The following is a 26,422-nucleotide window of genomic DNA, read 5'->3' on the forward strand; positions in this document are numbered from 1 at the left end:
TCATTCGGCCCCCTCCTCTCTTTTCGCCAAGGCGATCGCTCCGATGAACGCGACCGTCAGCAGAACCGAGATCAACTCGAACGGAATCGCGTATTTCGTAAATAAGTGCATCCCGATCAACCGCGTATTTTCGTCTGCGATAAACACGTCTTGGGGCGAAAAGTTCGCGTTGCGGATACTATAGAAGAGTATGCCGAAAAGACAGATGCACCCGATCGCAGCCAGCGCCTCTAGAAGAGGCCGGGAAGGTTCCTGCCCTTCGCTGTCGTGTTTGGTCATCATAATGCCGAAGATCATCAGTATCGTGATCGCTCCGACGTACAAGAGCACTTGCACGAAGGCGAGGAATTCGGCCTCCAGAAGCACGTACAATCCGGCGATTGCGACGAAGGTGAACGCGATCGAGAGCGCCGTGTGCACGACTTTCGTGAAGTTGATCGCCATGACGGCGCCGATGATCGCACAAACCGACAGAATGAAAAACGCAACGAATTCGCCCGTGAAATCAATGTTAAAGTTAAGCACCGCTTATTTGGCGCCCCCTTTCGGAGAGCCGATATTGTTGTTGTCCTCGCGGATATTCGAGTTGTTCTCGAACAGCCATTGTTTGTCCTTGTACAGATCGTCGCGGCTGTAGGCGGCAAGCTCGAAATTGTTCGTCATCACGATCGCTTCCGTCGGACACACTTCCGTGCACAGGTCGCAGAGGATGCAGATCTCGAAGTTCACGTCGAACGTATCGATGACCTTGCCCTTTTTTTCCGGATCCGGATTCGCTTTGCCCGTGAGCGTAATGCAGTCCGTTGGACAGATGCGCGCACATTGGTTGCAGACGATGCATTTCTCCGGATCGAAATATTGAATTCCACGAAACCGTTCCGGCATCTGGATGGGAACGTCGGGGTAAGCGTACGTCACCTTCTTCGTACCCATCGTTTTCAGTGTTACGCCGAGCCCTTTGAGCATTCCTTTCATGTCGTCAGCCTCCTCCCTATCCCAGCCATTCGATACCGATAGCCGTTAGGAAAATATTGAGTATCGCGAGCGGCAGCAGCACTTTCCACGCCATCCCCATCAGCTGGTCGACGCGAAGCCGCGGGAAAGTGGCCCGAATCCAGAACAGGGAAAAGACGATAACGGCGAACTTCAGGAAAAACCAGATCAGCCCCGGCACGAAATCCAACTGCGGTATCGGCGGATTCCATCCGCCAAGGAACAGGATCGTGGTCAAGGACGCTATCGCGTATACGTAGATATACTCCGTCAGCATGAAGAACGCGAAGCGGAAACCGCTATACTCGACGTGATAACCGGCCACAAGCTCGGACTCGGCCTCCGGCAAGTCGAATGGAGTACGATTCAACTCGGATACGGCGGCGATCACGAAAATCCCGAACCCGAGAATCTGGGGGATAAAGTTCCAGTGCCAGAAGTAACCGCTCTGGGCAAGCACGATTTCCCTCAGGTTCAAGCTTCCGCTCATCATCACGACGCCGACGACGGACATTACAAGTGGTACTTCGTAGCTGATCATCTGCGCCGCCGAGCGCATTCCGCCCAATAAGGAGTACTTGTTGTTCGAAGCCCAGCCGGCGACGACAATCGCGATTGTCGTAATCCCGGACAGCGCGATGTAGTAGAGAAATCCAACGTTCAAATCCGCAAATTGCAGATTCATCGTATACGGAATGAAAGCAAGTACCGCAAAGGAAGGAATGAATGCCAGCGCCGGAGCCAGAATGAACAAGCCCCTGTCGGCCTTTCTCGGAATCGTGTCTTCCTTCAGCAGCAGCTTGGCGACGTCCGCCACCGTCTGCAGCAGGCCGAGCGGCCCCGTGCGGTTCGGACCTTTGCGATACTGCATCCAGCCGATGAATTTGCGTTCGAAATAAATGGCATAAGTAACGAAAATTATGACTACCGCAAGGATGGCAATCGCGCCCGCGACGAAAATTCCGGCATTGCCCCAGCTTAAAGGCTGATCCCAGAAGCGCTGCATCAGCAGTCAACCTCCCCGAGCACGATATCGATGCCGCCGAGAATCGTAACCAAGTTCGTCATGCTCTCGCCGACGAGCAGCTTCGGCAGAATTTGCAGGTTCACGAAAGACGGTCTGCGGAACTTCAGCCGGTAAGGCTCGGCCTTTCCTTTGGAGACGATATGGCATCCGATCTCGCCCCGCGGCGACTCGATCCGCACGTAAATCTCTCCGGCCGGCGGGCGAATGACGCGTGGCACTTTGCCCATCGTCTCCCCGTCTCCCGGGAATTGCTCCAACGCTTGGTCGAGAATGCGCAGGCTTTGTTCGATCTCCGCCATCCGAAGCTGGTAACGATCGAAGCAATCTCCGTTTTTCCCAACAGGCACATCGAACTGGAACCGGTCATACAAGCTGTAAGGCTCCGCCTTGCGCAGATCCCAATCCACGCCGGTGCAGCGCAGATTCGCGCCGGACAGGCCGTAGTTGATCGCCGTCTCCGCGTCGTATTTGCCCACACCTTTGATCCGGGACAGGAAGATTTCGTTGCCGCTGACCAGGTTATGGTATTCGTCCAGACGGTTGTACATGTCTTTGACGAACGTCTTAACGCGGTCGATCCAGCCTTCCGGAGCGTCCCATTTCACGCCGCCCACCCGCATGTAGTTGTAGGTGAGCCTTGCTCCGCACAACTCGTTGAACAGGCCGAGCACGCGTTCCCGATCGCTGAAAGCGTACAGGAACGGGCTGAGCGCACCGATGTCGAGCAAATACGTTCCCCACCATACGAGATGGCTGGCGACTCTTTGCAGTTCCATGACGATAAGGCGCAGGAATTCCGCGCGTTCCGGAATCTCCAGCCCCATCATTTTCTCTACCGCATGGCAGAGCACGTAGTTGTTCGTCATGGCGGACACGTAATCCATTCGGTCAGTATAAGGGACGATCTGCGTAAAATTCAAATTCTCCGCAAGCTTCTCTGTGCCGCGGTGCAAGTACCCCATCACGGGAGTCGCTTCGGTAATGACTTCTCCGTCCAATTTGACGATAATCCGAAACACGCCGTGCGTGCTTGGATGTTGTGGACCTACGTTGAGCAGCAGTTCTTCTGTACGAATCACGCGTGCTTACACCTCCGGGTCAAGCGGAACGTAGTCTTTGCGAAGCGGATGGCCGACCCAATCGTCAGACATCATGATGCGTCTAAGATCCGGATGGCCCGGAAAATCGACGCCCAGCAGATCGTAGATTTCTCTCTCGTTCCAATTGGCCGTCTCCCAGATCGGAGTGACCGAATCGACCGACGGCCGTTCGCGGTCCGTCTTTACTTTCACGCAATAACAATCGCGCGTGGCCATATTGAGAGGATAGTAGACGACTTCCATGTACGTCTCATAATCTACGCCGGATACGTTGCGTAAATAACTGCAACTTAGATCGTCATGGTTGCGGAACAATTGCGCGGCCCGCCGCCAATGCTCGTTCTTGACGACCAGCGTCGGCAAATGATCGTTGGCTTCGTTAATATAAGCTTCCTCTACCGAATCTTCCGCGATCAGTTCGCGCAATAACGCAACGACTCGATCGAGGCGCGGCTGATTCGGCGAAGGCGGCTTGGGAGGCTGCTCTTCCCCGCCTCCCGCCGCCGCGGCTCCATCGCCTTCGGCGCCGACGGGAGCTGGGCTCGCCGTCCCGGCTTTGGCCGCCTCGGCCGCGGCTTGGGCAGCGGCGGCTTTCGCCGCTTCACGGGCTTCTAGCGCGGCTTTGCGCCGCGCCGCTTTCTCCTCGTCCGTCTCCTTCCGACGGACGGGAGGAGGCGCCTCGCCTTCGGCGGCAGGCGCGGATGGCGTCTCCGAAGCTGGTTCGGGAGAGGATTCAACCGGTTCGCTCGGAGGTTGCTCATGACCCGGTTCTTGCTTGTTCTCCTCGCTCATCGGTTCGTCACCTGCTTCCCGGTCTTCGCTTCGTAGCGAATCTTCTCCTGCAGCTTGTTAATGCCGTAGATCAAAGCGGCAGGGTTGGGAGGGCATCCCGGAATATACACGTCGACGGGCACGAGCTGATCGACGCCTTTAACAACGGAATAGGATTTAACGTAAGGGCCTCCCGCCGTCGCGCAGGACCCCATCGCAATGACCCATTTGGGCTCCGGCATCTGGTCGTACAGGCGCTTGAGCAGCGGTCCCATCTTCTTGGTTACCGTTCCCGAGACGATCATGACGTCTGCTTGACGCGGCGAAGTCCGGAACATGACCCCGAAACGGTCCAGATCGTAGTGCGCGCCCCCCGCGGCCATCATCTCGATCGCGCAGCATGCCAAGCCGAAGGTCAGCGGCCACAGCGAATTGCTGCGGGCCCACCCCTTCAATTGTTCGATGGTGCCGAAGAAAACGTTGCGCTCTACTTCCTTCCGGTCTTCCGGAGATACGTTCGCTAAATCGAGTTCCACTTGAACACCTTCTTTCTCCATGCATACACGAGTCCGACAAGAAGCAATCCCGCGAAAATCACCATCTCGACCAGCGCAAATAGACCGAGTTGCTTATACGCCACGGCCCAAGGGTACAGAAATACGGTTTCTACATCAAATACGACAAACATAAGTGCATACAAATAATACCGAACGTTAAAGCGGATCTGGCTGTCTCCTACGGGTTCGTTACCGCTCTCGTACGTGGTCATCTTCTCTTCTGTCGGCTTCTTGGGCCGCAGCACGGATCCGAGCCACAATACGAATATCGGAAAAACGATACCGATCACGAGGAAGACGGTAACAATGACGTAAGAATTCACATATTTATCCATTGCAACGCCTCCGCAAACAGGTAAATTTCCCCCACAATTATAACAAATGCTCCCAATCAAGTCCACGAAAAAAGCGTTTTCATTGGAAGGCACAACAAAGAGCCGTCGCTCCGCTAACGAGTCGACAGCTCATTTACTCCGCATTTTACATAACGTACAGCTTAACTTAACGTTGACTTTAACATCCACACTTGCTTCTGCAGTTCCTCGATCTGGCCAGTCAATATATCCGCCGTCGCCGTATCCTTCCCGTCCTCCGCCGCCTCCGACGCAGCTTGGAGCCCTTCGATCAATTCCCGCAGATCAGCTATGGTCGCGGAAAGCATGTCATTCTCCGACTTTGCCTTGTCCGCCTCTTTGATCGTAGCATGCGCCAGAAACTCCTTCATCGTCGATACCGGATTGCCCTCTATCGCGAGAATTCGCTCGGCAAGCTCGTCCAGTTTCAGCGCGGCTAACTCGTACAGTTCTTCGAATTTCGCATGCAGCACGGGGAAATGAGGCCCCTTCACATACCAATGATAATGATGCAGTTTAATGTATAACACCGACCAGTTGGACAATTGTACATTAAGCGAATCCGTCAATTTACTCATGGAAATCCCTCCAGCGTTAATTTAACTCTTCCATTTTAATGTACCCTCGTACGGCGAAAAGAATCAGAACTGATTTAATACGACGATAACCTTAAAGAGTTAATCTGGACAAGTAAATCGGCTTCGCCGGCTGATTGATTGAAAAAGGGGATCGGATGAATGAAAAAAATAGGTCAATGGGCGGTGATCGTGGCCGCAATTATAATAGCTGTCTTCTGGGCGATGAAGTCGCCAGATCGGCCGACAGAGGCTAGAATGGGAGAGCAAGCCCCGATGATTAGTCTGCCCTCGCTTGATGGGCATTCGTATGCGTTACGGCCGGAGCCGGGAAAAGCTTTAATCGTCAACTTCTGGGCTTCCTGGTGCGAACCGTGTCGGCGTGAAGCCCCTGAACTCCAGGAATTCCATGACCGCCATCAGGATGAGGCTAACGTTCTCGCGGTGAATTTAACGTCAAAGGATCAAATCGACTTAGCGTTCGCGTTCGCCCAACAAAACAACCTCCTCATTCCCGTCCTGTTGGATGAGAAATCGGAGGCTGCCAATGCTTATCACATCGCTTCGTTGCCGACCACTTATGTGATCGCTCCGGATGGAAAGATATCCGCGAGAAAAATCGGCCAGGTCGACCGGGAAACGCTGGAGACGTTCATTCAGGACGCGTTCAAATAACGCGCCGATTCCGTTCGATAGGCTCCAAGCGCCGGGAATAATCCGGCTGCCGTTCCGACCAGTCCCACCATGCCGATAAAGATTAGCCATTCCCGGTCAAAACCGACCGGAACCGCGATAGATACCTGCTGGCTCATGTAACCTGCCAACACTCCGGCCAAGGCGTAACCTCCCGCTACCCCGATCGCACAGCCCAATATCATGATCAGCACGGATTCCAGCAGCACGATGGCCATGACGGCTCTGCGGCCCGCCCCTATCGCCCTTAGGATCGCGACCGTACGTCTTCGTTCAATGGACGATCCGTACAACGAGAGTGCCACGGTGAATCCTGCCATTCCTAGCACGACATAGCCGATATCGCGCAGCACCGCTTCTCCGCTGCCCATCATATCGAAGATTTTGGCGATCGTCTGACCGGGAAAGACGGCTTGAGCATCCTTGCCCTGATTGATCTCTTGGTACAATTTCATCAGGTCGATGTAACTGTTCGGCTTGACCATGGCGGCGGTAACTCCCCGAATTCCCTCATCTTCTTCCTCATGCCCGATCCCACCCGCTTCCGCTTCGTCATGATGCTCATGACTGACCCAATAGCTATCCATAGAAACAAAGATGCCTTTGTCCGAAGGTGCGGATACGCTTCGCAGAATGCCTACTACGGTATAAGAATGGTCCAGATGCTCCTCAGGTTCGGCTGCCGCGACAACGCCATGAGCGGATGCGAACCGGTCGCCGATCTTCAATCCCGTTTCTTGTGCAACATCGGCCCCAAGCACCGCCTCGAACGCCTGCCCGAACAGCTTTCCCTCCGATAGCCGAAAATAGGGCGGATCCGCCGGCCTACCCCGCAGCTCGAAGAACGAAGGGTCCGTACCGACAATGCGGAAGCCTTTATAGTTATCGCCCAAGGCGAACGGAACCGCCTGTGCGACTCGCGGGTCCTCGCTCAACCGGTCGTAATAGGCCTGTTCCAGATTCCCAAGCGGACTGTCCATCAGAAAAATCGTATTGAATACAAGCTGGTTCGCGCTGCCCTTGGACCCGACGATCATGCCGAACGGTTCGCTGGCGCGGACGATCCCCTGCTTGATTCCGCTCGATAGAATGAGGATGGCAAGAGTCACCGCCAAGCCAACGGCGACGACTCCGATTGTGATCAACGTCTGAATTCGCCGGTTAAGCAGATTTCTCCAAGCCATATATCCCAGGGACATCTTAGTCTCCCCCTTCGGACAATTCGCGCATCTGAACTTGACGTTCCATCCGCCCGGCCAGCTCCAGATCGTGCGTACATAATAGCAATGCCGCCCCTGCCTCCTCGCAGGCATTGGTCAGCAATTCGAACACACGCATGGCGTTGGCGAGGTCTAGACTGGCCGTTGGCTCGTCCGCCAGCACGAGCGAAGGCCTGTTCGCAAGCGCACGAGCAATCGAGACACGCTGCTGTTCTCCTTGACTCAACTGACTGGGGCGATGGTGCAATCGATTTCCGAGTCCGACCTTGTTAAGCAATTCAATCGCTCGCCCTTTTCGATCCGACCGGGACAGATTGGAGCCGAACCGCATGGCGACAAGCACGTTCTCTAGCGCAGTAAACCCGGGCAGCAGGTTAAAACTCTGGAACACATAGCCGATATGAGCAGCCCTAAACCGGTCCAGCTCGGCTTCGCCTGTATCTTCCAGCGTCTTGCCCAGCAGCCGAATCGTTCCTTCCGTCGAACGAAGAATCCCGGCAATCAGATGAAGCAAGGTGCTTTTTCCCGACCCGCTCGGACCGGTCAACGCCGTCCGCTCTCCGGCTGCCATCGCGAAACGGCGGATCGACAGCACGCGCAACGGTTCCCCGCCTTGCTGCGAATAGGATTTAACAAGCCGATCGATTTCCAGCATCATGGGAGCACCTCGGCTTTGACCGCATTGATCCGGACCAGGCTCACGAAGCCGGTCTCCTCGTCCGTCTGGGAGCCAACGCTGAGCGTGCCTGTTACTTTCACTTGATGCTCGGTCGGCTTGATTTCCTTGCTTTCCGGCATGAATACGACGACGATATCCGTCGGCCAATCCGCGTCGGTCGAGCAGAATGGACAGATCGTAAGCGCCACCTTCGTCAATACGAAGAAATGGACGGTCGCGCTGAGCGGCGGCGCCATAAAGCCGGTCATCTCCACCTTCTGCCCATTCAACCGATTGACTTTGTCCGAGAGCTTGATGCCCCTTGCCGTAATATCCGCGTACAGTTCCGAAAATTTCAACGTCTCCGGGTCCCCGTTCTTGGCGGGCGAAGGAAGCGGAGAATCCGATGCGGATGCGGATTCGACCGGTTCGGTTGATGGAGTCGCTGCAGCGGGTTTCCCGTCTGTACCTTCGTCTAAAGGCTTCTCCGCCTTTGGTTGCGGACTCTTCGGAGTTCCCGTGTTCTGCGTGCTAGCCGGCGCTTGTTTCGGCTCACCTGTAGGCGCTTGATGTGAGGGCTTCTCGGTTGCTGGCGGGGTTATTGTGTTGTCGGCAGGCGTGTCCGTTGCCGATGGTGCATTCGTTGCCGATGGTTCGCTCGTTGCCGATGGTTCGCTCGTTGCCGATTGCCCCCCTGCCGATGCATTAAGCCCTTTCGCCTCCGGCGTAGCCGCGGCTTCGCCCAAGCTGTCTCCTATCGCTCCCGAAGCAGACAACGGGGCCGTCTCTTCCCGTTGAGGAAGAGACGGCCCGCCGCAGCCGGCAGCGAGAAGGACGCTTGCGCCGAACAAGATGGTCCTAGCGGAATTCCGCAAGGCACTTGGTTTCATGCACAACGCCTCCTGGCCTATTCAATGTTCCGATTAATTCGTCGCCAACGTTTTGATCAGCGAATCGCTCGTAACAATTGTTTTGCTTTGCACGATTTTGAACTCGAGGTTGACAGGTTTACCTGACTTGGTTGCCTTGCCCGTTGCGTGATTCAGAACGATCGTTTTGCCGTTTGCCGTGATCGTCGTCGTTTTTGATGTACCGTTGTACTTAGAAGTTCCGCCTACAGCCTTCAAGAAATCGTCAAGAGAAACCCATGCTTTACGGTCCGGCTTAGCGCCTGTCAGACTCAAGCCCAAGGAATTTGCCATTCCGAAGAATACTTCCGTGTTGTCCATCGTTCCTTGGAAATAGCTCGAGCCTGGGCCATACGCCATCAGCGGTACGTCGTCAGCAGTGTGAACCCCTTGGGAATCCCCTGCAGGGTTGATCGTACCCGTGCGGTGGAAACGTTCGCGATTCGGATCTTCCGGATTCGCAAGCGTCGCCGGGTTGGCCACGTAAACGCCATCCGAATTGATCGTCGGGGACGTCGGCACCTTGTCGAACTTGTAGTCTTCGTAATGGTCAGGGGCAGCGCCGAATACAACAGCCAGCTTGCGGTCCGGATCTGGATTGTCGGGGAACCCGTCCTTGTTCGCGTCTACGTATGTCGGAAATTTCGCAGCTTCATAGGTGCGCACCGCTTCGCGGCCCGATTTACCGTCACCTTCCCAGTACGTACCCGCAATGCTAGCTGAGTGGGAGTGGTCTGCCGTCACAATGATAAGCGTGTCGTTGTTAATATCCGCGAATTTGCGGGCGACTCCGATCGCCTTATCGAACTCGATCGTATCGTAGGAGGCTCGCTCCCAATCCAACGCATGAAGCTGTTTGTCGATGCTGGCGCCTTCCACCATAAGGAAGAAACCATTCTCGTTTTGGCTCAGTACGTCGATCGCTTTTTGCGTCATATCCCACAGGTTCGGCTGATTCGTAAAGGTCTGAAGGGCGTCCTTATTGTTCGTGGAACGATCATAGTAAACGTTCATATCGCCCGTATGGAATAGTCCCAGCAGTTTATTCGTCTTCGCAGCCTTCATTTGCGTTGCGTTCTCGACGAACGAGTAGCCTGCTTTCTCGAATTGACCGATGATGTCTTTTTCATCCTTGCGCTTAGAGCCCGGGGTCGATTTCGGCAAGAAATACGCGGAACCTCCGCCAAGAACAACTTCCGGTTGCAGCTTGTAGAGCATTTCGGCGATTTCCGGTTTGTCGGAACGGCGGCGCGTATGCGATACGACCGCAGCCGGCGTTGCATCCTCGATCTCCGAGGTGGACACCACTCCGATCGACATGCCGCGAGTACGCTTCAGCATTTCTGCCAGCGTTTCAACCCTCGGATCGTCCAGCGAATCTTCCGTATTGTCCGGATAGATCCCTAGGCCGTTGACTGCCGATTTGTGGCCGGTATTGTACGCGCTGGCGCTGTTAGCGGAGTCGGTAACGAGCGAATCCATACCAGATGTCGTCACGACGGCACGCTGATCGAACTTGTCCATCTCAAGCAAGCCGTTGTACTTGCCTTCGGTCAATCCTTTGGACATGATACGCGCAATAGTAACGCTCGGAAAGCTCATGCCGTCGCCGACGAACAAGATGACGTTTTTCGCTTTTTTACCGACCGGATCCACGTCTACGACTTCATACTTGACCGTTTTGGACAGCGAACCTGCCTTGACGCTCACTGTATATGTACCGGCTTGTTTGATCGTCACATCGCGGACCATGAATTCACGGCTGGTGCTCGTGCTTGTCTTCACGAGGGATTTTCCGAAGAAAGATGCGGCGTCCTTACCGTTCACCGTTATCGTTACAGCTCCCGGATCGCTATTCAAGTCGTTTAACTCTACGCGAAAGTCGAACTTACTGCCTGCAAGAAATTTCGCCCGGTCGATCGGAGCGATGTACACGGAGGGTGCTTTCACCACGGAAGTAGCAGCCACTTCGGCCGCGTTCGCCTGAAAGGATTGGTGGGGCAATGCAGTCTCGCCGACGATAAAAGCCGAAGCGAGAATCACGCTCGTTGCGGTTTTCAATATTTTCGTTTTCATGAAAACAAGAGCACCTCCAGATAATGGGCATGTTATTAACTCTCCCTATCATAAGAGGGTAATGTTATTAGAAAAACATGGAACGGTTAAAGGAATATTAAATGTAAGCGCCAATCGCAACTGTCAGTAGTTGAGTTGTTCGATTGTTTCGAGTTACTCCCCCGGATTCCCGTCTCTGTAGCAGAATTGTTCGATTGTTTCGAGTAACTTCCCTACTTATCCCGAATAACGATGTGTAACATCGCTATTCGACTTGTTCGCATGCTGCTTTGCCGCAATAGCGATGTTCTTCATCGTTGTTCGTCGGAGATTCGTCGTTTGACCGCGACAATTCCACTAAGTACGATGTTTTGGATCGCTAATCGCTCAACAATCGCACCAATTACAGCAATAGCGATGATTTCTATCGTTATTGCTGTAATTGGCGGGTCGATATATAAAGCCGCAAAAAAACGCCTTCTCCGAATCGTGATCGATTCAAGAGAGGGCGTTTTCCTCAAAGCTAGTCTATTTCATATCGTCGACCGTTTCCAGCCGAGCGATCGCGCGTCGCAGCGCCAGTTCGGCACGCTGCGCGTTCATGTCCGCTTGCTTCTGCGCCAGACGGCGCTCAGCGCGTTCCTTGGCGAGGCGCGCACGGGACACGTCGATATCGTTGCCAAGCTCTGCAGCTTCGGCGAGGATAACGACTTTATCCTTGCGAACTTCCATAAATCCGCCGTGAACGGCAATGAACTCGTTGTCGTTGCCGATCTTGGCTTTAACCGGAGCCACTTTCAGCGGCGTAACCAGAGGAATATGGTTGGGCATGATACCGAGTTCGCCGGACACACCTTTGACGACGACCATATTCACGTCTTTCTCGTAAACCTTGTGCTCCGGAGTGACGATTTCCAACCGAAAGGTACTCATATCGTTCCCTCCAAACCGACCGCCGGATTAAACCTCGGCAGCGAGTTTCTTCGCTTTCTCGACCGCTTCCTCGATGACGCCGACGTTATGGAAAGCCGGTTCTGGAAGATCGTCATGTTTCCCTTCGAGGATCTCCTTAAAGCTGCGAATCGTTTCTTTGATCGGAGCGTAGACGCCCGGAATGCCGTTGAACGCCTCTGCGACGTGAAGCGGCTGGGACAGGAACAGTTGCACGCGGCGAGCGCGAAGAACGACCTGTTTGTCTTCGTCGGACAACTCGTCCATACCGAGGATGGCGATAATGTCTTGAAGCTCTTTATAACGTTGAAGCAAACGTTTAACACCTTGAGCGACGTTATAGTGCTCTTCTCCGACGATTTCCGGAGCTAGAATCCGCGAAGAGGAAGCCAGCGGGTCAACCGCAGGGAAAATCCCCATCGCCGCGATGTTACGCTCCAAGTTCGTCGTCGCGTCCAAGTGAGCGAACGCCGTAGCTGGAGCCGGGTCGGTATAGTCATCGGCAGGAACGTAGATCGCTTGGATCGACGTTACGGAACCTTTTTTCGTGGAAGTGATACGCTCTTGAAGTTGACCCATCTCGGTTGCCAGCGTCGGTTGGTAACCAACCGCGGAAGGCATACGGCCGAGCAAGGCGGATACTTCGGAGCCCGCTTGTGTAAAGCGGAAGATGTTGTCGACGAACAGAAGAACGTCGCGGCCTTCTTGATCGCGGAAGTATTCCGCCATCGTCAGACCCGTCAGAGCAACGCGCATACGCGCACCCGGAGGTTCGTTCATCTGGCCGAACACCATCGCAAGCTTGGCGATAACGCCGGATTCCGTCATCTCGTGGTACAAGTCGTTACCTTCACGAGTACGCTCGCCTACACCGGCGAATACGGAAATACCGCCGTGCTCGGAAGCGATGTTGTGAATAAGCTCTTGCATGAGGACCGTTTTACCGACGCCTGCGCCGCCGAACAGACCGATCTTACCACCCTTGGTGTAAGGAGCGAGCAAGTCGACGACTTTGATTCCCGTCTCCAGCATTTCCGTCTGGGTTGTCAACTCTTCGAAAGAAGGAGCCTGACGGTGAATCGGATTCGTGTGCGTACGGTCTACCGTACCTTTGCCGTCGATGGAGTCGCCAAGTACGTTAAATACCCGGCCCAACGTGGCAGGTCCAACCGGGATCGTGATCGCAGCGCCGAGGTCAATAGCTTCCGTGCCTCTGACCAGACCGTCCGTGGAGGACATCGCGACCGCGCGTACCAAGTTGTCGCCCAGATGCTGCGCGACTTCAACCGTCAGGCTGATATCAGCGCCGCCAGCCTTCTCGGCTTTTGCTTCAATTTTAACCGCATTGAGAATGTCAGGCAGGTGACCGTGATCGAACTCGATGTCGACGACCGGTCCCAGGACCTGAACAACGCGCCCTTTGCTCATGGGTTTACCTCCTAAAAATAGTGCGATCAACTAGCTGCGTCCATGACCTCTTCGCTTGATCGTCACTGTGCAATCATTTCGTTTCGCTAAGAACCGTTACTGCTGCGCGTTCGCTCCGCCGACGATCTCCGCGATTTCCTGCGTGATTGCCGCTTGACGAGCGCGGTTATACACGAGCGTCAAATCAGCGATCATCTTCGTCGCGTTCTTCGTCGCGTTACCCATCGCAGTCATCCGCGCACCGAACTCGCTGGCTTTGCCTTCGAGCACCGCGCTGAATACGAGAGTCTCCGCGTATTTCGGCAGAAGCACGTTCAGCACTTCTTCCGCGGACGGTTCGTACTCGTAGTCGGCTTTATCGCCACCGGCTTTCATCTCTCCAAGCGGAAGCAGTTGTTTCAACGTCGGAATCTGCGTGACCGCGTTCTTAAACTCGTTGTAAGCCAAGTGAATCTCGTCGTAAGTTCCGGCCTCGAAGCCTTGAACGGCTTTGGCCGCGATATCCTTGATGTCGGAGAACTTAGGAGAATCGGCCAGACCCGTTACCTCGTCGACGATCGGAATGTCGCGGCGCGCGAAAAAGTCGCGTCCTTTGCGTCCGATGACGAACACGGCGTATTCATCCTTAGAGTTATGCTTTTCTTTGATCGTCTGCATCACTTTACGCAGAATATTGGCGTTGTAACCGCCGGCAAGACCGCGATCCGAGGTGATGACCAGATAGGCCGTCTTTTTGACCGGTCGGCTCTGGAGCATCGGATGCTTGCTTCCTCCCGACGCGGACGCGATGCTGGATACAACTTCCTTCATCTTATCCGTATACGGACGAGCGGCAACTGCAGCCTCCTGGGCTCTTCTTAGCCTTGAAGCCGCGACCATCTCCATCGCTTTCGTGATCTGCTTCGTATTCTGCTTGCTCTTGATCGAGCGCTTGATCTCGCGCATACCTTTAGCCATTCATTTCACCACCTTATTGCCGAGCTTGCTTGCGGCAAGCCCGGCTCAAGCTTATTGTTGCGTCCCGAGTTCAATGAATCCATTTATGCCGTTACGGAAAAGCCCTTCTTGAACGCTGCGATCGCGTCGATCAAAGCTTTGTCGGTGTCAGCCGTCAAATCTTTCGTTTCGCGGATCGAGCTGAAGATTTCCGGACGGTTCGCTTCCACGAAGGACAGGAATTCCGCTTCGAAACGACGAACGTCCTGCACCGGAATCGAATCCAGATGGCCTTTAGTTACGATATAGAGAGATACGACTTGGCGCTCGACCGGAAGCGGCTGGTTAACGCCTTGCTTCAGAATTTCGAGCGTACGGATACCGCGGTCCAGACGCGACTTTGTAACTTTGTCGAGATCGGAACCGAATTGCGCGAACGCAGCCAATTCGCGATATTGCGCAAGGTCGGTCTTAAGCGTGCCCGCGACCTTCTTCATCGCTTTGATCTGCGCGGAGCTACCTACCCGGGATACGGAGATACCGACGTTAACCGCCGGACGTTGACCGGAGTAGAACAAGTCCGATTCAAGGAAAATTTGACCGTCTGTAATCGAGATTACGTTGGTCGGAATATATGCGGAGACGTCGCCAGCTTGCGTCTCGATGAACGGCAGCGCGGTCATCGAACCGCCTCCCAATTCGTCGCTCAGTTTCGCTGCGCGCTCTAGCAGACGGGAATGCAGATAGAATACGTCGCCCGGATACGCTTCGCGGCCCGGAGGACGGCGGAGCAGCAAGGAGAGCTCACGATAAGCCGCCGCTTGTTTCGTCAAGTCATCATAGATGATCAGAACGTGCTTGCCGTTATACATGAACTCTTCGCCCATCGATACGCCGGTATAAGGCGCAAGATAAAGCAAAGGAGCAGGCTCGGACGCGTTCGCCGTTACGACGATCGTGTAGTCGAGAGCGCCGTGTTTGCGAAGCGTTTCAACCAAGCCGCGCACGGTCGATTGCTTCTGGCCGATAGCAACGTAGATACAAATAACGCCATTGCCTTTTTGGTTAACGATCGTATCGATCGCGATCGTCGTCTTACCCGTTTGACGGTCGCCGATGATCAGTTCCCGTTGTCCGCGGCCGATCGGAATCATTGCGTCGATCGCTTTGATACCGGTTTGCATCGGCTCATGAACGGATTTACGGGCCATAACGCCTGGCGCGGGGGATTCGATCGGACGGGTTTTCGTCGTGTTGACAGGGCCGTTGCCGTCGACCGGCTGGCCTAGAGCGTTCACGACGCGGCCAAGCAATTGCTCGCCCACCGGAACTTCCATGATGCGTCCCGTTCTTTTTACTTGGTCGCCTTCGCGGATCCCCGTATAAGGTCCCATGATAACGACACCGACATTATCTTCCTCGAGGTTGAGGGCCATGCCGATAACGCCGTTGGAGAACTCGAGAAGTTCCCCTGCCATACATTTCTCCAAACCGTGCACGCGCGCGATTCCGTCACCGACCTGGATGACGGTGCCGACGTCAACGACTTGAATATCGGATTGGTACTGCTCGATCTGTTGCTTAATCAGAGTGCTGATTTCTTCGGGCCTAATACTCAATTCGTTCACCCCTGTCTCCATTGCTTGCAAATGGTATTGTTATTCATTAAATCGCCGCGGAATGCAGCGTTTTGTTCAGACGTTCGAGTTTGCCTTTTAAGCTGCCGTCGTACAGCGTGTCGCCGATACGAACGGTCACGCCGCCGAGCAATTCGGGATCGACGGTATTCGTGACCCGGATTTTCTTGCCGAGCAAAGCGCCGAATTTCTCGGCCAGCTTCGTTTGCTCATCGTCGCTCAGAGGAGCGAACGAAATCACATGCGCGTCCGAGCGCCCTAGAGCGTCGCCCGCGACTTGAAGATAAGCGGCGAGCACAGCGGCCAATTCACCTTCGCGGCCCCGTTCGATCAACAGAATGACCGTATTCAGGACGACCGGCGTCACTTCGGCTCCGAAAGCTTGAAGCAGCGTTTGCTTCTTCGTCGAGAGCGTGATGTTGGGAGCCGTCAGGAACGCGCGCAAGTCGGCGTTTCTCTCAATGACGTCGACGATCAGCTTCAACTGGTTTTCCGTCTCGGCCACGAGGCCTTTATCTTGTGCCGCTTGGAACAGCGCCTTTGCATAACGTTTGGCGACTACCGTACCGCGGCTCATGATTTATTCCCTACATTCTGCAGGTATTGATCGACAAGCTCCTTCTGGGATTGCTCGTCGACTTGTTTCTCGATGATCTTCGAAGCGATCAGGACGGACAAGCCGCTGACTTGTGCTTTAAGCGCGGCAACCGCTCTGTTCTTCTCCGATTCGATTTCTTGAAGCGCCTCATCCTTGATGCGGGTGGATTCGTTACGAGCCGTCTGAACGATGTCGTCCGCTTGCTTGGAGCTCGTAATTCTAGCCTGCTCGATAATGTCGTAAGCTTCCTTGCGCGCTTGTTGCAGCGCTTGCTTCTGCTCTTCTATGAATTGATCGGCTTCCGCGCGATTTTTCTCAGCGCTATTCATCTGCTCCTGAATCATCTCGCGACGCTTCTCCATGATGCTAAACAACGGACCGAATGCGTACCTATTGAGAAGCCAGTACAAAATGCCGAACGCTAGGATCGCGTATACAAAAGATTCCCATCTTAAGTCCATGGTTGCACTCCTTTCCGTAATCTGATCTTACCTCATTAAAAAACGATGGCGTGGAGGGCTTTGGCCTTCCCCGCCATATTCCGTTTTGCTATGCAATTAGCTGAAGAATGCCAAGAAGCCGATAACAACGCCGATGATCGGAACAACTTCGACGATACCTACGCCGATGAACATCGTTGTTTGCAATTTACTTGCGGCTTCCGGTTGACGAGCGATACCTTCAACCGTCTTGCTTACGATCAGACCGTTACCTACGCCGGCGCCGATAGCGCCCAAACCTACTGCGATTGCTGCTGCCAATACATTGTAATCCATCTGTGAAAATCCTCCTCAAAATGGGTTTGATTAATTATCCTTCCATCCGCGGCCGCCCTCTTGCGAAGCCGGTTCGCGGAGTCAGTGCTGCTCGTTTTCGTCGTGGATCGCCGCCTGCGAGATATAAACCATCGTCAGGATCGTGAACAGGAACGCTTGGATCGCGCCTACGAAAATACTGAAGCCCTGCCAAACGATCATGAACGGCGTTCCCGCAATGCCAAGCATCAAGATCGTGGCGATCAGGACCTCGCCCGCGAAGATATTCGCGTAAAGCCGCAAAGCCAGCGTTAGCGGTTTTGCGATCGTCTCAATCAAGTTGAGAGGTGCGAAGAACCAGTACGGCTGAAAATAGTGCTTGATATAATGCTTGCGATTCAGCTTGAGACCGAGGAAATGAACCACTACGAACACGATTACCGCCAATCCCGCCGTCACATTAATATCCGCCGTAGGCGATTTCCACCACGCGAGCTCGACTGCGCCCCCGTGCTCATTCAATAATTCCTGCGTGACGCCGAGCGCCGCATTGACGCTGTGGGTCTCGGTTACGATCCCGAACGGCAGTCCGAGAAGATTGGATATAAAGATGAACATGATCAGGGTCAATCCTAGCGCCACGAACGGCTTGACGCGGCGAAGCGGCATCGTGCTGGCGATCGTGTTCTGAACGAACTCGACGACCCATTCCATGAAATTCTGCAGTTTGGATGGGTTTTCTACAGACAAGTTGCGCACTGCCAGTCTCGCTAACAAGAAAGTAATGATAGCGGAGACGGTAATCGCCAGAAAAGTCGAAATTTCGATGTGCAGTCCTCCGACCTCTAGCACGGGAAATTCATGCATGCTGTTGTTTCCCCCTCCTTTCCGTCAGAATGTACGTCTGTTGCGTAGAATAGCAAAGAACAATGAAACGACAGGCATAAAGAAACAAGAGTACAAGACAGAAGGCAGATGAAAAAGATCGGGATAACGGTGAGCCAGCATCGCGGCCAACAAAACCACAGCCAGACGGCTCGCCAGTCCCAGACCGACTTTGCGCGGCGGATTCGGATTATCCTTGGACAGGGTTCCGATCCAGGCGACTCTCTTTCGCAGCAAAAAAGCGTTTACCAAGCTGGCCGACACGCCGAGGACAACGCCTGCGGAATAAATCCTCCACTCCGGCCACACCGCCCAAACCATCAGGCTTATCGCGAGGAACCAAAACGCCGCCCGAGTCGATTTCGTTAATATTTCATCCATCTTTGTTCTCCAGAGCCCTCTTGACGAGCAGGATCGCGATCAGGAGCCCGATACCCAGACCCATGAAAACGCCCGCCATCTTCCATCCGGAAGAGGTCGGGCCGATCCAACCGCCAATCAAGTAACCCATTATCGTGCAAGCGCCTACTTCGAAGCCTAGCGCTCCGACGAAGGCCAACGCGCGCCATGGGTTGTCCTCATTGTCCTTCTTTATCATCATGTGTACCTCTGTCGACCTTCATACATTTTATCTAAGTCAAAGAAGGTTTGTCAATTCGAAGAAATTCAAAAATTATGTGAACAAAAAGAAAAGAAACCTTATAACTACGCGGTTTTTTGGCAGACATAACCATACAGTTGAACTGTACACTGTACAGACCGGCACTCAAAAAAAATGTCGGTTCTACGGGCGAAAAGCCTCAGGACGCTCACCGCGTCCAAAATGATGCAAAATGGCTTCCGCGATCCGCTTCGACGCCCGCCCGTCGCCGTATGGATTTGCTGCCTCGCTCATCTTGGCGTACAGCGCTTCGTCCGTCAGCAGGGCGCGAGTCCGCTCGTAGACGTTCTCTTCGCCCGTCCCTACGAGCTCCAGCGTCCCCGCCTCGATGCCCTCCGGGCGCTCCGTCGTGTCCCGCAGCACCAGTGTCGGCACGCCAAATGAAGGAGCTTCCTCTTGAATTCCGCCAGAATCGCTTAGAATCAGATGAGTGTGCGGATAGAAGTTGTTCATTTCGACAACGTCCAAAGGATCGATCAATTTGATGCGGGGGTGGTCTCCGAGAATGGCCCGCGCCGGTTTGAGTACGGCCGGATTCGGATGCACCGGATAGACGATCGCGACATCCTCGAACTCGTCGGCGATCCTTCTAACCGCATGGAAGATTTGCCGATGCGGTTCTCCCAGCGATTCCCGGCGGTGCGCCGTCATCAGAACCAGTCTCTTGCCCGAAGCCCAGTCCAGGACCGGATGGGTGTAATCCGCTTTGACCGTGTACTGGAAAACGTCGGTCGCCGTATTGCCCGTGATGTAGATCGTGTCTTCGTTCTTGTTTTCTTTGCGTAGATTGTTCGCGGACCAATCGGTCGGCGCAAAATGCACGTCAGCAAGAACGCCAGTCAACTGCCGGTTCATCTCTTCCGGATACGGATTCAGCTTGTTCCACGTACGCAGGCCCGCTTCGACGTGACCGACCTGAATCTGTTGCAAGAAAGAGGCGTAACTGGCAAGGAACGTCGTTAACGTGTCTCCATGAACCAGAACGATATCCGGTTTCGCTTCTTTAAGCACCGGTTCCAATCCCTGAAGAACGCGGATGGAAACGTCGTTTAGCGTCTGGCTGGCCTGCATGACGTCCAGATCGTAATCGGGCTTGATCCCGAACACCTCCAGCACTTGGTCCAACATCTGGCGGTGCTGCGCGGTCACGCATACGATCGGTTCGATCTGGTCCGGATACTTCTGGAGCTCCAGAATCAGCGGAGCCATCTTGATCGCTTCCGGCCGAACGCCGAATACGGTCATTACTTTGATCTTGCCGCTCACGTAAATCCCCCCTTACTTCGTTCCGTACAACCGGTCGCCGGCGTCTCCCAAACCTGGAACGATGTATCCTTGCTCGTTCAGCTTCTCGTCGAGTGCAGCCAGATAGATGTCGATGTCGGGATGTTTCTCCTGAACGGCTTTAACCCCTTCCGGAGCCGCGATCAGGCACATCAGTTTGGTCGGGCGGCAACCCCGCGATTTCAGCATATCGATAGCCGCGATAGCGGAGCCTCCGGTCGCGAGCATCGGATCGATCACAATCAGTTCCCGTTCCGTGACATCGGAAGGCAGGCTGCAATAATATTCTACGGGCTGCAGCGTTTCGTGATCCCGATACAGACCGATATGGCCGACTTTGGCCGACGGTATGATCTTCAGAACGCCGTCTACCATGCCGAGTCCTGCACGCAGAATCGGTATAAGCCCCATCATTCTTCCGGCGATGACCTTGCCTTCTGCCACCTGAACCGGCGTCTCCACCCGAACGGTGGACAGCGGCACGTCCCTCGTTAATTCATAAGCCATCAACATGGCCACTTCGTCTACTAGCTCCCGGAATTGCTTCGTATTTGTCATTTTGTCGCGAATGATCGTGATTTTGTGTTGGATCAACGGATGATCGCATATGACGAGTCGTCCCATTATGTTTCTTCCCTTTCTTTAACTACCGACACGGCCGTATTCGGCGGTTATCGGTCGTCTTCCTATGTAGCTTGCCCGTACATTATATCATTGTCTCCGAACAGGTGCATAACATCCTTTCAACCTGCCCGAAATTCGTCGAATTTTTCGAGAGCGGCCGCGCGAAACGCTTCACCTTTTGCTGGGCATCGGCATAACATGAACCAGGATATCCCTAGGAGGAATGCCCATGCCCTCACGCTCCACCGCCAACAGCCCGTTGTATAAAGCGGATAGTCAATGGTCCGATCAGATTCGCAGAACCCGCCAGAAGCTCGCCGGCGTATCCGGGCAGTGCATGAACCGCAGAGTCCGCGTAGAGACGGTAGACGGCCATACGTACGAAGGCGTCGTTGTCGGATCGGATAACACCTACCTGCACCTCATGACCGGCGACACCCGATTTTTCGGCCCCTACGCCTCTGGCGCCATCCTTACTCTGGTGCTGTACGAACTGCTTGTCATTACACTGCTCATTTAGAAAAGCTAGGCCGGTTAAGCGAACCTTGACCGGCCTCGTTTTATTGCCAATTCATGGGGAACTGTTAATTCGCGTTCGTACTGCGGACTTCCTTCAGCGTCGGCATCCCTTCTTGCGCCCCGAATCTCGTCACAGCAAGCGACGATACCCGAATCGCGAAAGCCGCCGCCTCGTGCTCCGCCGGTGTTCCCATTCCTCCAGCACGCCGCGAAGTTCACAAATAGTGGCTGGCACGCTCCTATTAGCGATGTTTTTCATCATACTTGCTCCCCACCAGCGCCCCTCGAGGCGAAAGTATGATGTTTTTCATCACTATTCAGCCGGGAATCGATCAAAAAGTGGCTGGTACGCTCCTATTAGCGATGTTTTTCATCATACTTGCTCCCCACCAGCGCCCCTCGAGGCGAAAGTACGATGTTTTTCATCACTATTCAGCCGGGAATCGATCAAAAAGTGGCTGGTACGCTCCTATAGCGATTATTATCCATGTTCTTACCCTAACAAATTTCTAAAATAGGGCAGTTATTTTATACTCTGATATGTTTAAAAAACCTTAAGCCGGACAAGCCGGCTTAAGGTTCGTCTCTCCCGGTTGCGAAAATGGGAGATTAATATTCCAGATTCGGATATAGCGGGTATTGGGCCGTCAGTTCCGCGACCATGCCGCGCGCTTTCTCAAGCGTGGCTTCGTCCTTCGTATTTTTGAGCGTCAAGGCGATCACGCGGGCGATTGTTTTCATCGCTTCCGGTCCCATGCCGCGCGTCGTGACCGCAGGCGTACCGATCCGGATGCCGCTCGTGATGAACGGGCTCGTCGGATCGAACGGAATCGCGTTCTTGTTAACCGTAATCGCAACGGAGTCGAGCACATGCTCGGCTTCTTTGCCCGTGATGCCCAGATTGCGGGTGTCGATCAGCATCAGGTGGTTGTCCGTGCCTCCGGATACGATATTCAACCCTTCGGCGACCAGCGCCTCTGCGAGAGTTTTCGCATTAATAACGACGTTGCGGGCGTATTCTTTAAAAGAAGGCTGGAGCGCCTCTCCGAAGGCTACCGCTTTCGCCGCGATGATGTGCATGAGCGGACCGCCTTGCGTGCCCGGGAATACGGCTTTATCGATCGCCGCCGCCCAAGCTTTGCGGCAAAGGATCAAGCCGCCGCGAGGACCACGGAGCGTCTTGTGCGTCGTCGTCGTGACGAAGTGTGCATGCGGTACCGGGCTCGGATGCTCGCCGCCGGCAACAAGACCAGCGATATGCGCCATATCGACCATGAACAATGCGCCTACGTCGTTCGCGATTTTGCCTATTTTTTCGAAATCGATCGTACGCGGATAAGCGGAAGCGCCCGCCACGATCAAGCGCGGACGGTGCTTGAATGCCGCCTTGCGCAGCTCTTCGTAATCGATCGTGAACGTTTGGTCGTCCACGCCGTATGCGACGAAGTTATAGAGCAAGCCGGACGCGTTAGCCGGATTGCCGTGCGTAAGGTGTCCGCCGTGCGCCAAGTTCATACCCAGAACCGTGTCGCCTGGTTTCAGGACCGCTAGGTAGACAGCAAGATTCGCCTGAGCGCCGGAGTGCGGCTGCACGTTGGCATGCTCGGCTCCGAACAATTCCAACGCGCGTTCGCGGGCGATCTGTTCCGGGATGTCTACGTACTCGCAGCCGCCGTAGTAGCGTTTGCCCGGGTAACCTTCAGCGTATTTGTTCGTGAGCACCGTACCCATCGTTTCCAGCACGGCTTCGCTTACGATATTTTCGGATGCGATCAGTTCGACGTTGTCACGTTGGCGTTTCAACTCCAAATTCAATGCTTTGACGATTTCAGGATCCTGCTTGCGCAAATTCTCCAACATAGTCATTGCCTCCCAAGAGTTTATAATGGTTGTTTCATTAATCACAAGATTCTGCAGATCGGTCTTCCCGAACGTATACGGCGCGGGCGCCTCCGATCAGCTTGGGTCGGGTCGTCGCTAGGTTTGCCCTAGCTTGCCCGATCATACGGATAGTCGGCCTTAACGGGATGGCCACGGGACGAAGATGCATGCCAATCATCGTCTCGCCAATGTCGACCCCGGCATGAACCTGAACGGCTTCGACCAGGCAGGGATCTTTCATACGGCGATAAGCGCAAGAGGCCATCGAGCCTCCGGCTTTCGGAATGGGAACCGCCGATACTTCGGTCCATCCCTGGGCCTCGGCCAAGTCGCGTTCGGTCACGAGCGCGCGGTTCAGATGTTCGCAGCATTGCCATACCGCATGGAAACCGGCTTGCTCTCGCACCCGTTCGACGCCGGCGTAGATCTGTTCAGCTACGTCCTCTGCGCCCGACGTACCGATTCGCTTGCCGCGAACTTCGCTCGTGCTGACACCCATCACGACGATCTGGCCCGAACGCACACCGCCCGATTGCACCAATTCATTCAACAAAACTTCGACTTGATCGGTTATCGACCGGGTTTCCGTATCCATTCTCCAACCTCCTCGCGAGTCTTTTCCATGAGACGACATAATAAAGGTATTATACCTGAATCATCGCGGCTCAATCGAATAAAAGACAAAAAAGAGCAAACGTGCTTACGCACGCTGCTCTTCGCCCAGGCGACCGGCCGTCATTCCGATGCTCCACCGTGGTATGCTCCACTTGTCGTCGCCAGTTACATCGGAATCTTGAAGTTGTAGCTTTATCATACCGAAGGTCCGCGGAAAAATCAATCACCGATCTTACGTATCCGAATCCAATTTATCCACGAGCGTCAACAAAATATCCTCGATCTCGTCGGCGCACTGCTCGTATAACGGCAGTGGTCCCCCGAAAGGATCCGCGATATCGAAATTCGGAATTCTCCGCTCCAGTTCGAGCAGGCGCGAACGCTCCCCATCGGTCAGAGATTGACCGAGCGCTTGCTTGACCTGCCATTCGGAATACAATCTCTCGATCTCCGCGACGTCGTCCATGACCGGATCGCCGCGCAGAGCGTACTCCTTCAGCGTGTAGGTTTTGGATAACGCCTCAGGATACCTCTCCAGAATCGCCCGCTTGTGCCCCGCAGTCATCGTAAGAATGACGTTCGCCCAGAGCACCTCTTCCGCATTCAGCATCGCGGCCGGGCCCGGCGGAGTCAGCTTACGCCTCCTTAGCGTCTCGGCCGCGTTGGGTGATATCGGCATCCCGTTCGAGGCGGCAACGCCGGCGGAACGAATGTCCAGCCGCTTCCCGCTTCGTTCGGCTAAATCCTTAAGGATCGCTTCGGCCATAGGACTGCGGCATGTGTTGCCGGTGCATACGATTAAGACCCGATTCATGTTCTCACCCCCGTAGATGTTGTCGGTAAAATGCTTATATTAGAAATAATAGACCAAAAGCGAATAAAATGACACCGCCTAACGCCTCTCCATATCCTCCCAGCGACCGGCTCGCGCTTCTTCCTATCATTAACCCGAGCACGCTCATCAATCCGCCGAGCATTCCGAACACGAGTACCGTCATCAGCACGCTCGAGGAGAACATTCCCAGCGATACCCCTACGGAGAATGAATCGATGCTTACGCTAAAAGAAAAAACGAGCATCCCCCAGATCGTGCGATGGTTAATGGATTCAACTGCCTCCCCGCGGATGGCGCTGTACACCATATGGCCTCCCAGGAGAAGCAGCAATGCTCCCGCTGCGGTCGTCGCGATTCCTCCCAACAGAGTGCTGACGTATTGTCCTGTATACATTCCGCCCAGAGGCATCAGAACGTGGAAAATGCTAATCAACGCACTCAACTTCAGGATATCCAACAATCGAATGCCTTTCAGGCCGATTCCGATTCCGAGAGAGAACGCGTCCATCCCCAGCGCGACGGCCATAATGAGTATAGTCAGCATTTGCCCGATCTCCGCCGTTATGTCAAACATCGCTTGCCCCTCCCCCGCGCGTCGCCCGCGCTGCAACGCAGCTGCCTTGTCCTCTAACCAACATATGCGGACAAGTAAACGAACATGCAAAGGGATGGGGGTGGAAAACGGTCCGCGGCGCGGGAGCAAGCAACATGCGTAGGCCAAGGTACTTTATTGGCCTTCGTTCGCTCAGAGCACTTTATTGGCCTTCATTCGCATACCAGCCGTGCCGGGAGAGAATCAGCCTGCGCTAATCTCCCTGCCGGCGGCCGCTTTGCGCAGCCGGTTCATCAGCGCGGCGCCGATGCCGTCCTCGGGGTATCCCTCGGCGACGATATAATCGAGTCCGCGTTCATCGCATTCACGAAGGAACGCGTACAGCGAGTGCGCCGCCTGCTCGGGAGCACGCCTCGGGCCGCAGTCGAACACCGCTACCGCCTTATAGCGGTCAACGTGCTCCGAGCAGCACAGCACGGCGACGCGGCGACCTTCGCCGGCCGCTTCGTCCGCTTTCGCCTGCACGACGGCCGGCAGCTTGTCCGGCACGCCCGTCACGATCAGCATTTCGCCCTTCGGCGCGTAATGCGCGTACTTGACCCCCGGCGACCGGGGCGCTTGCTCGTTCCCCCGCTCGTTCTCCGGCACCTTCGACGACGCGATGTCCGCCGTTCCGCCGACCGCCTCCAGCAATTGCTCTTTCGTCACGCCGCCCGGCCTCAGAATATGAATCCGGCCGTCCAACACCCGAACGACGGTCGATTCCAAGCCTACGCCGGTCGCTCCTCCATCAAGCACCCCGTCGATACGGCCGTCCAGATCCTCCAGCACATGCCGCGCCTGCGTCGGGCTCGGGCGGCCCGAACGGTTGGCGCTCGGCGCCGCGACCGGACAGCCCGACCGCCCGATCAATTCCCGCGCCAACTCATGCTCGGGAACCCGGACCGCGACGGTATCCAGCCCGGCCGTCACCAAAGGCGATACGGCGCCTGCCCGCACGGGCAGCACCAACGTCAAAGGCCCCGGCCAGAAGGCGTCCATCAGCGCCTTCTCGATCTCGCTCACTTCCGTCGCAAGCTCGCCAACGTCCTCGCTTCGCGCCAGATGCACGATCAGTGGATTGTCCGAAGGACGTCCCTTGGCCTCGAAAATCCGCTTCACCGCCTCCGTGCTTCTCGCGTCCCCGCCGAGCCCGTACACGGTCTCCGTAGGGAATGCAATAACGCCGCCTGCGGCGAGCGCCGCGGCGGCTTCTTCTATTCCGAGCTGCGTCTGTTCCGCAGACCAGTATTTCGTTTTCATCGTCTATTCATTCCTTATCGGCTGCCATGCCATGCTAAGTCTTTTTCC

Annotated in this window: 32 protein-coding genes and 1 riboswitch; of the genes, 2 read left to right on the forward strand and 30 right to left on the reverse strand. The window is 54.9% G+C overall.

The genetic code is table 11. The annotated features are described in order from the left end of the window. From FPZ45_RS19300 to FPZ45_RS19335, 8 genes are all read right to left on the reverse strand, one after another. Positions 1-525 carry an NADH-quinone oxidoreductase subunit J gene (locus tag FPZ45_RS19300; RefSeq protein WP_144705530.1) on the reverse strand — a complete coding sequence of 175 codons (525 nt, stop codon included), beginning with the start codon at positions 523-525 and terminating at the stop codon, positions 1-3. A gap of 3 nt (positions 526-528) precedes the next feature. Continuing rightward, positions 529-975, reverse strand: coding sequence for an NADH-quinone oxidoreductase subunit NuoI (gene nuoI / locus FPZ45_RS19305; RefSeq protein ID WP_144705532.1), 447 nt, complete (start codon positions 973-975; stop codon positions 529-531). A gap of 16 nt (positions 976-991) precedes the next feature. Next, positions 992-1,999, reverse strand: a complete 1,008-nt coding sequence (gene nuoH / locus FPZ45_RS19310; protein ID WP_144705534.1) for an NADH-quinone oxidoreductase subunit NuoH — start codon at positions 1,997-1,999, stop codon at positions 992-994. Then, positions 1,999-3,099 carry an NADH-quinone oxidoreductase subunit D gene (locus tag FPZ45_RS19315; protein ID WP_144705535.1) on the reverse strand — a complete coding sequence of 367 codons (1,101 nt, stop codon included), beginning with the start codon at positions 3,097-3,099 and terminating at the stop codon, positions 1,999-2,001. Before FPZ45_RS19315 ends, nuoH begins: the two co-directional genes overlap by 1 nt. Before the next feature lie 6 nt (positions 3,100-3,105). Then, positions 3,106-3,912 carry an NADH-quinone oxidoreductase subunit C gene (locus FPZ45_RS19320; protein WP_144705537.1) on the reverse strand — a complete coding sequence of 269 codons (807 nt, stop codon included), beginning with the start codon at positions 3,910-3,912 and terminating at the stop codon, positions 3,106-3,108. After that, entirely contained in the window at positions 3,909-4,427 is a 519-nt protein-coding gene (locus tag FPZ45_RS19325) for a NuoB/complex I 20 kDa subunit family protein (protein ID WP_246120509.1), read from the reverse strand. The genes FPZ45_RS19320 and FPZ45_RS19325 overlap by 4 nt, the downstream gene beginning before the upstream one ends. Further along, complete coding sequence (locus FPZ45_RS19330; RefSeq protein ID WP_144705541.1) at positions 4,412-4,783, reverse strand: NADH-quinone oxidoreductase subunit A; 372 nt, start codon at positions 4,781-4,783, stop codon at positions 4,412-4,414. The genes FPZ45_RS19325 and FPZ45_RS19330 overlap by 16 nt, the downstream gene beginning before the upstream one ends. A gap of 161 nt (positions 4,784-4,944) precedes the next feature. Further along, complete coding sequence (locus FPZ45_RS19335; protein WP_144705543.1) at positions 4,945-5,379, reverse strand: Dps family protein; 435 nt, start codon at positions 5,377-5,379, stop codon at positions 4,945-4,947. Positions 5,380-5,538: 159 nt separating this feature from the next. Here FPZ45_RS19335 and FPZ45_RS19340 point away from each other — a divergent pair, with 159 nt between their 5' ends. Continuing rightward, positions 5,539-6,051, forward strand: a complete 513-nt coding sequence (locus tag FPZ45_RS19340) for a TlpA family protein disulfide reductase (RefSeq protein WP_144705545.1) — start codon at positions 5,539-5,541, stop codon at positions 6,049-6,051. Here the strand turns inward: FPZ45_RS19340 and FPZ45_RS19345 are convergent. From FPZ45_RS19345 to upp, 16 genes are all read right to left on the reverse strand, one after another. Then, entirely contained in the window at positions 6,033-7,268 is a 1,236-nt protein-coding gene (locus FPZ45_RS19345) for an ABC transporter permease (RefSeq protein WP_246120510.1), read from the reverse strand. The two genes, FPZ45_RS19340 and FPZ45_RS19345, sit on opposite strands and share 19 nt — an antisense overlap. 1 nt (position 7,269) lies before the next feature. Further along, a complete protein-coding gene (locus tag FPZ45_RS19350; protein ID WP_246120511.1) occupies positions 7,270-7,947 on the reverse strand; it encodes an ABC transporter ATP-binding protein in 678 nt (225 codons plus the stop codon). Further along, complete coding sequence (locus FPZ45_RS25420; RefSeq protein ID WP_186438472.1) at positions 7,944-8,837, reverse strand: hypothetical protein; 894 nt, start codon at positions 8,835-8,837, stop codon at positions 7,944-7,946. The genes FPZ45_RS19350 and FPZ45_RS25420 overlap by 4 nt, the downstream gene beginning before the upstream one ends. Positions 8,838-8,870: 33 nt before the next feature. After that, on the reverse strand, positions 8,871-10,931 hold the full coding sequence (locus tag FPZ45_RS19360; protein ID WP_144705547.1) for an alkaline phosphatase: 2,061 nt from the start codon (positions 10,929-10,931) through the stop codon (positions 8,871-8,873). A 507-nt stretch (positions 10,932-11,438) separates the two neighbouring features. Beyond that, positions 11,439-11,843 carry a F0F1 ATP synthase subunit epsilon gene (locus FPZ45_RS19365; protein ID WP_144705549.1) on the reverse strand — a complete coding sequence of 135 codons (405 nt, stop codon included), beginning with the start codon at positions 11,841-11,843 and terminating at the stop codon, positions 11,439-11,441. Positions 11,844-11,870: 27 nt separating this feature from the next. After that, positions 11,871-13,289, reverse strand: a complete 1,419-nt coding sequence (atpD, locus tag FPZ45_RS19370) for a F0F1 ATP synthase subunit beta (protein WP_144705551.1) — start codon at positions 13,287-13,289, stop codon at positions 11,871-11,873. 96 nt (positions 13,290-13,385) lie between these two features. Then, entirely contained in the window at positions 13,386-14,246 is an 861-nt protein-coding gene (gene atpG, locus FPZ45_RS19375) for an ATP synthase F1 subunit gamma (protein WP_144705553.1), read from the reverse strand. 83 nt (positions 14,247-14,329) lie between these two features. After that, positions 14,330-15,844, reverse strand: a complete 1,515-nt coding sequence (gene atpA, locus FPZ45_RS19380; protein ID WP_144705656.1) for a F0F1 ATP synthase subunit alpha — start codon at positions 15,842-15,844, stop codon at positions 14,330-14,332. A 46-nt stretch (positions 15,845-15,890) separates the two neighbouring features. Then, positions 15,891-16,439, reverse strand: coding sequence for a F0F1 ATP synthase subunit delta (locus FPZ45_RS19385; RefSeq protein ID WP_144705555.1), 549 nt, complete (start codon positions 16,437-16,439; stop codon positions 15,891-15,893). Beyond that, positions 16,436-16,921, reverse strand: coding sequence for a F0F1 ATP synthase subunit B (gene atpF / locus FPZ45_RS19390; RefSeq protein WP_144705557.1), 486 nt, complete (start codon positions 16,919-16,921; stop codon positions 16,436-16,438). The genes FPZ45_RS19385 and atpF overlap by 4 nt, the downstream gene beginning before the upstream one ends. A gap of 96 nt (positions 16,922-17,017) precedes the next feature. After that, on the reverse strand, positions 17,018-17,236 hold the full coding sequence (gene atpE, locus FPZ45_RS19395) for a F0F1 ATP synthase subunit C (protein ID WP_144705559.1): 219 nt from the start codon (positions 17,234-17,236) through the stop codon (positions 17,018-17,020). Positions 17,237-17,317: 81 nt separating this feature from the next. Beyond that, positions 17,318-18,082 carry a F0F1 ATP synthase subunit A gene (gene atpB / locus FPZ45_RS19400; protein ID WP_144705561.1) on the reverse strand — a complete coding sequence of 255 codons (765 nt, stop codon included), beginning with the start codon at positions 18,080-18,082 and terminating at the stop codon, positions 17,318-17,320. Between the two features lie 24 nt (positions 18,083-18,106). Then, on the reverse strand, positions 18,107-18,481 hold the full coding sequence (locus tag FPZ45_RS19405; protein WP_144705563.1) for an ATP synthase subunit I: 375 nt from the start codon (positions 18,479-18,481) through the stop codon (positions 18,107-18,109). Then, positions 18,474-18,701 (reverse strand): hypothetical protein, encoded by a 228-nt coding sequence (locus FPZ45_RS19410; protein ID WP_144705565.1) that lies wholly within the window; start codon positions 18,699-18,701, stop codon positions 18,474-18,476. The genes FPZ45_RS19405 and FPZ45_RS19410 overlap by 8 nt, the downstream gene beginning before the upstream one ends. Positions 18,702-18,884: 183 nt before the next feature. Then, positions 18,885-20,006 carry a non-hydrolyzing UDP-N-acetylglucosamine 2-epimerase gene (gene wecB / locus FPZ45_RS19415; RefSeq protein ID WP_144705658.1) on the reverse strand — a complete coding sequence of 374 codons (1,122 nt, stop codon included), beginning with the start codon at positions 20,004-20,006 and terminating at the stop codon, positions 18,885-18,887. A 33-nt stretch (positions 20,007-20,039) separates the two neighbouring features. Next, on the reverse strand, positions 20,040-20,669 hold the full coding sequence (gene upp, locus FPZ45_RS19420; RefSeq protein WP_144705567.1) for a uracil phosphoribosyltransferase: 630 nt from the start codon (positions 20,667-20,669) through the stop codon (positions 20,040-20,042). Positions 20,670-20,898: 229 nt separating this feature from the next. Here upp and FPZ45_RS25800 point away from each other — a divergent pair, with 229 nt between their 5' ends. Then, a complete protein-coding gene (locus FPZ45_RS25800) occupies positions 20,899-21,189 on the forward strand; it encodes an LSm family protein (RefSeq protein WP_246120512.1) in 291 nt (96 codons plus the stop codon). Positions 21,190-21,253: 64 nt separating this feature from the next. Here the strand turns inward: FPZ45_RS25800 and FPZ45_RS25805 are convergent, their stop codons facing one another. From FPZ45_RS25805 to FPZ45_RS19455, 6 genes are all read right to left on the reverse strand, one after another. Next, on the reverse strand, positions 21,254-21,382 hold the full coding sequence (locus FPZ45_RS25805; RefSeq protein WP_342780077.1) for a hypothetical protein: 129 nt from the start codon (positions 21,380-21,382) through the stop codon (positions 21,254-21,256). 415 nt (positions 21,383-21,797) lie between these two features. After that, the gene (locus tag FPZ45_RS19435) at positions 21,798-23,045 is read right to left on the reverse strand and encodes a serine hydroxymethyltransferase (RefSeq protein WP_144705662.1); all 1,248 of its coding nucleotides are present in this window, start codon (positions 23,043-23,045) and stop codon (positions 21,798-21,800) included. Positions 23,046-23,085: 40 nt separating this feature from the next. Next, positions 23,086-23,664, reverse strand: a complete 579-nt coding sequence (locus tag FPZ45_RS19440; RefSeq protein WP_144705569.1) for a TIGR01440 family protein — start codon at positions 23,662-23,664, stop codon at positions 23,086-23,088. Between the two features lie 116 nt (positions 23,665-23,780). Then, positions 23,781-23,863: riboswitch (ZMP/ZTP riboswitch) on the reverse strand. Positions 23,864-23,916: 53 nt separating this feature from the next. Continuing rightward, the gene (locus tag FPZ45_RS19445; protein ID WP_144705571.1) at positions 23,917-24,498 is read right to left on the reverse strand and encodes a low molecular weight protein arginine phosphatase; all 582 of its coding nucleotides are present in this window, start codon (positions 24,496-24,498) and stop codon (positions 23,917-23,919) included. A 34-nt stretch (positions 24,499-24,532) separates the two neighbouring features. After that, positions 24,533-25,093 carry a manganese efflux pump MntP gene (locus FPZ45_RS19450; RefSeq protein WP_144705573.1) on the reverse strand — a complete coding sequence of 187 codons (561 nt, stop codon included), beginning with the start codon at positions 25,091-25,093 and terminating at the stop codon, positions 24,533-24,535. Between the two features lie 222 nt (positions 25,094-25,315). Next, positions 25,316-26,374 carry an L-threonylcarbamoyladenylate synthase gene (locus FPZ45_RS19455; RefSeq protein WP_144705575.1) on the reverse strand — a complete coding sequence of 353 codons (1,059 nt, stop codon included), beginning with the start codon at positions 26,372-26,374 and terminating at the stop codon, positions 25,316-25,318. Positions 26,375-26,422: the final 48 nt, after the last annotated feature.

Origin of the sequence: Cohnella terricola (genome assembly GCF_007786475.1) — a bacterium.
In the GTDB taxonomy this organism is placed as follows: Bacteria; Bacillota; Bacilli; order Paenibacillales; family Paenibacillaceae; genus Cohnella; species Cohnella terricola.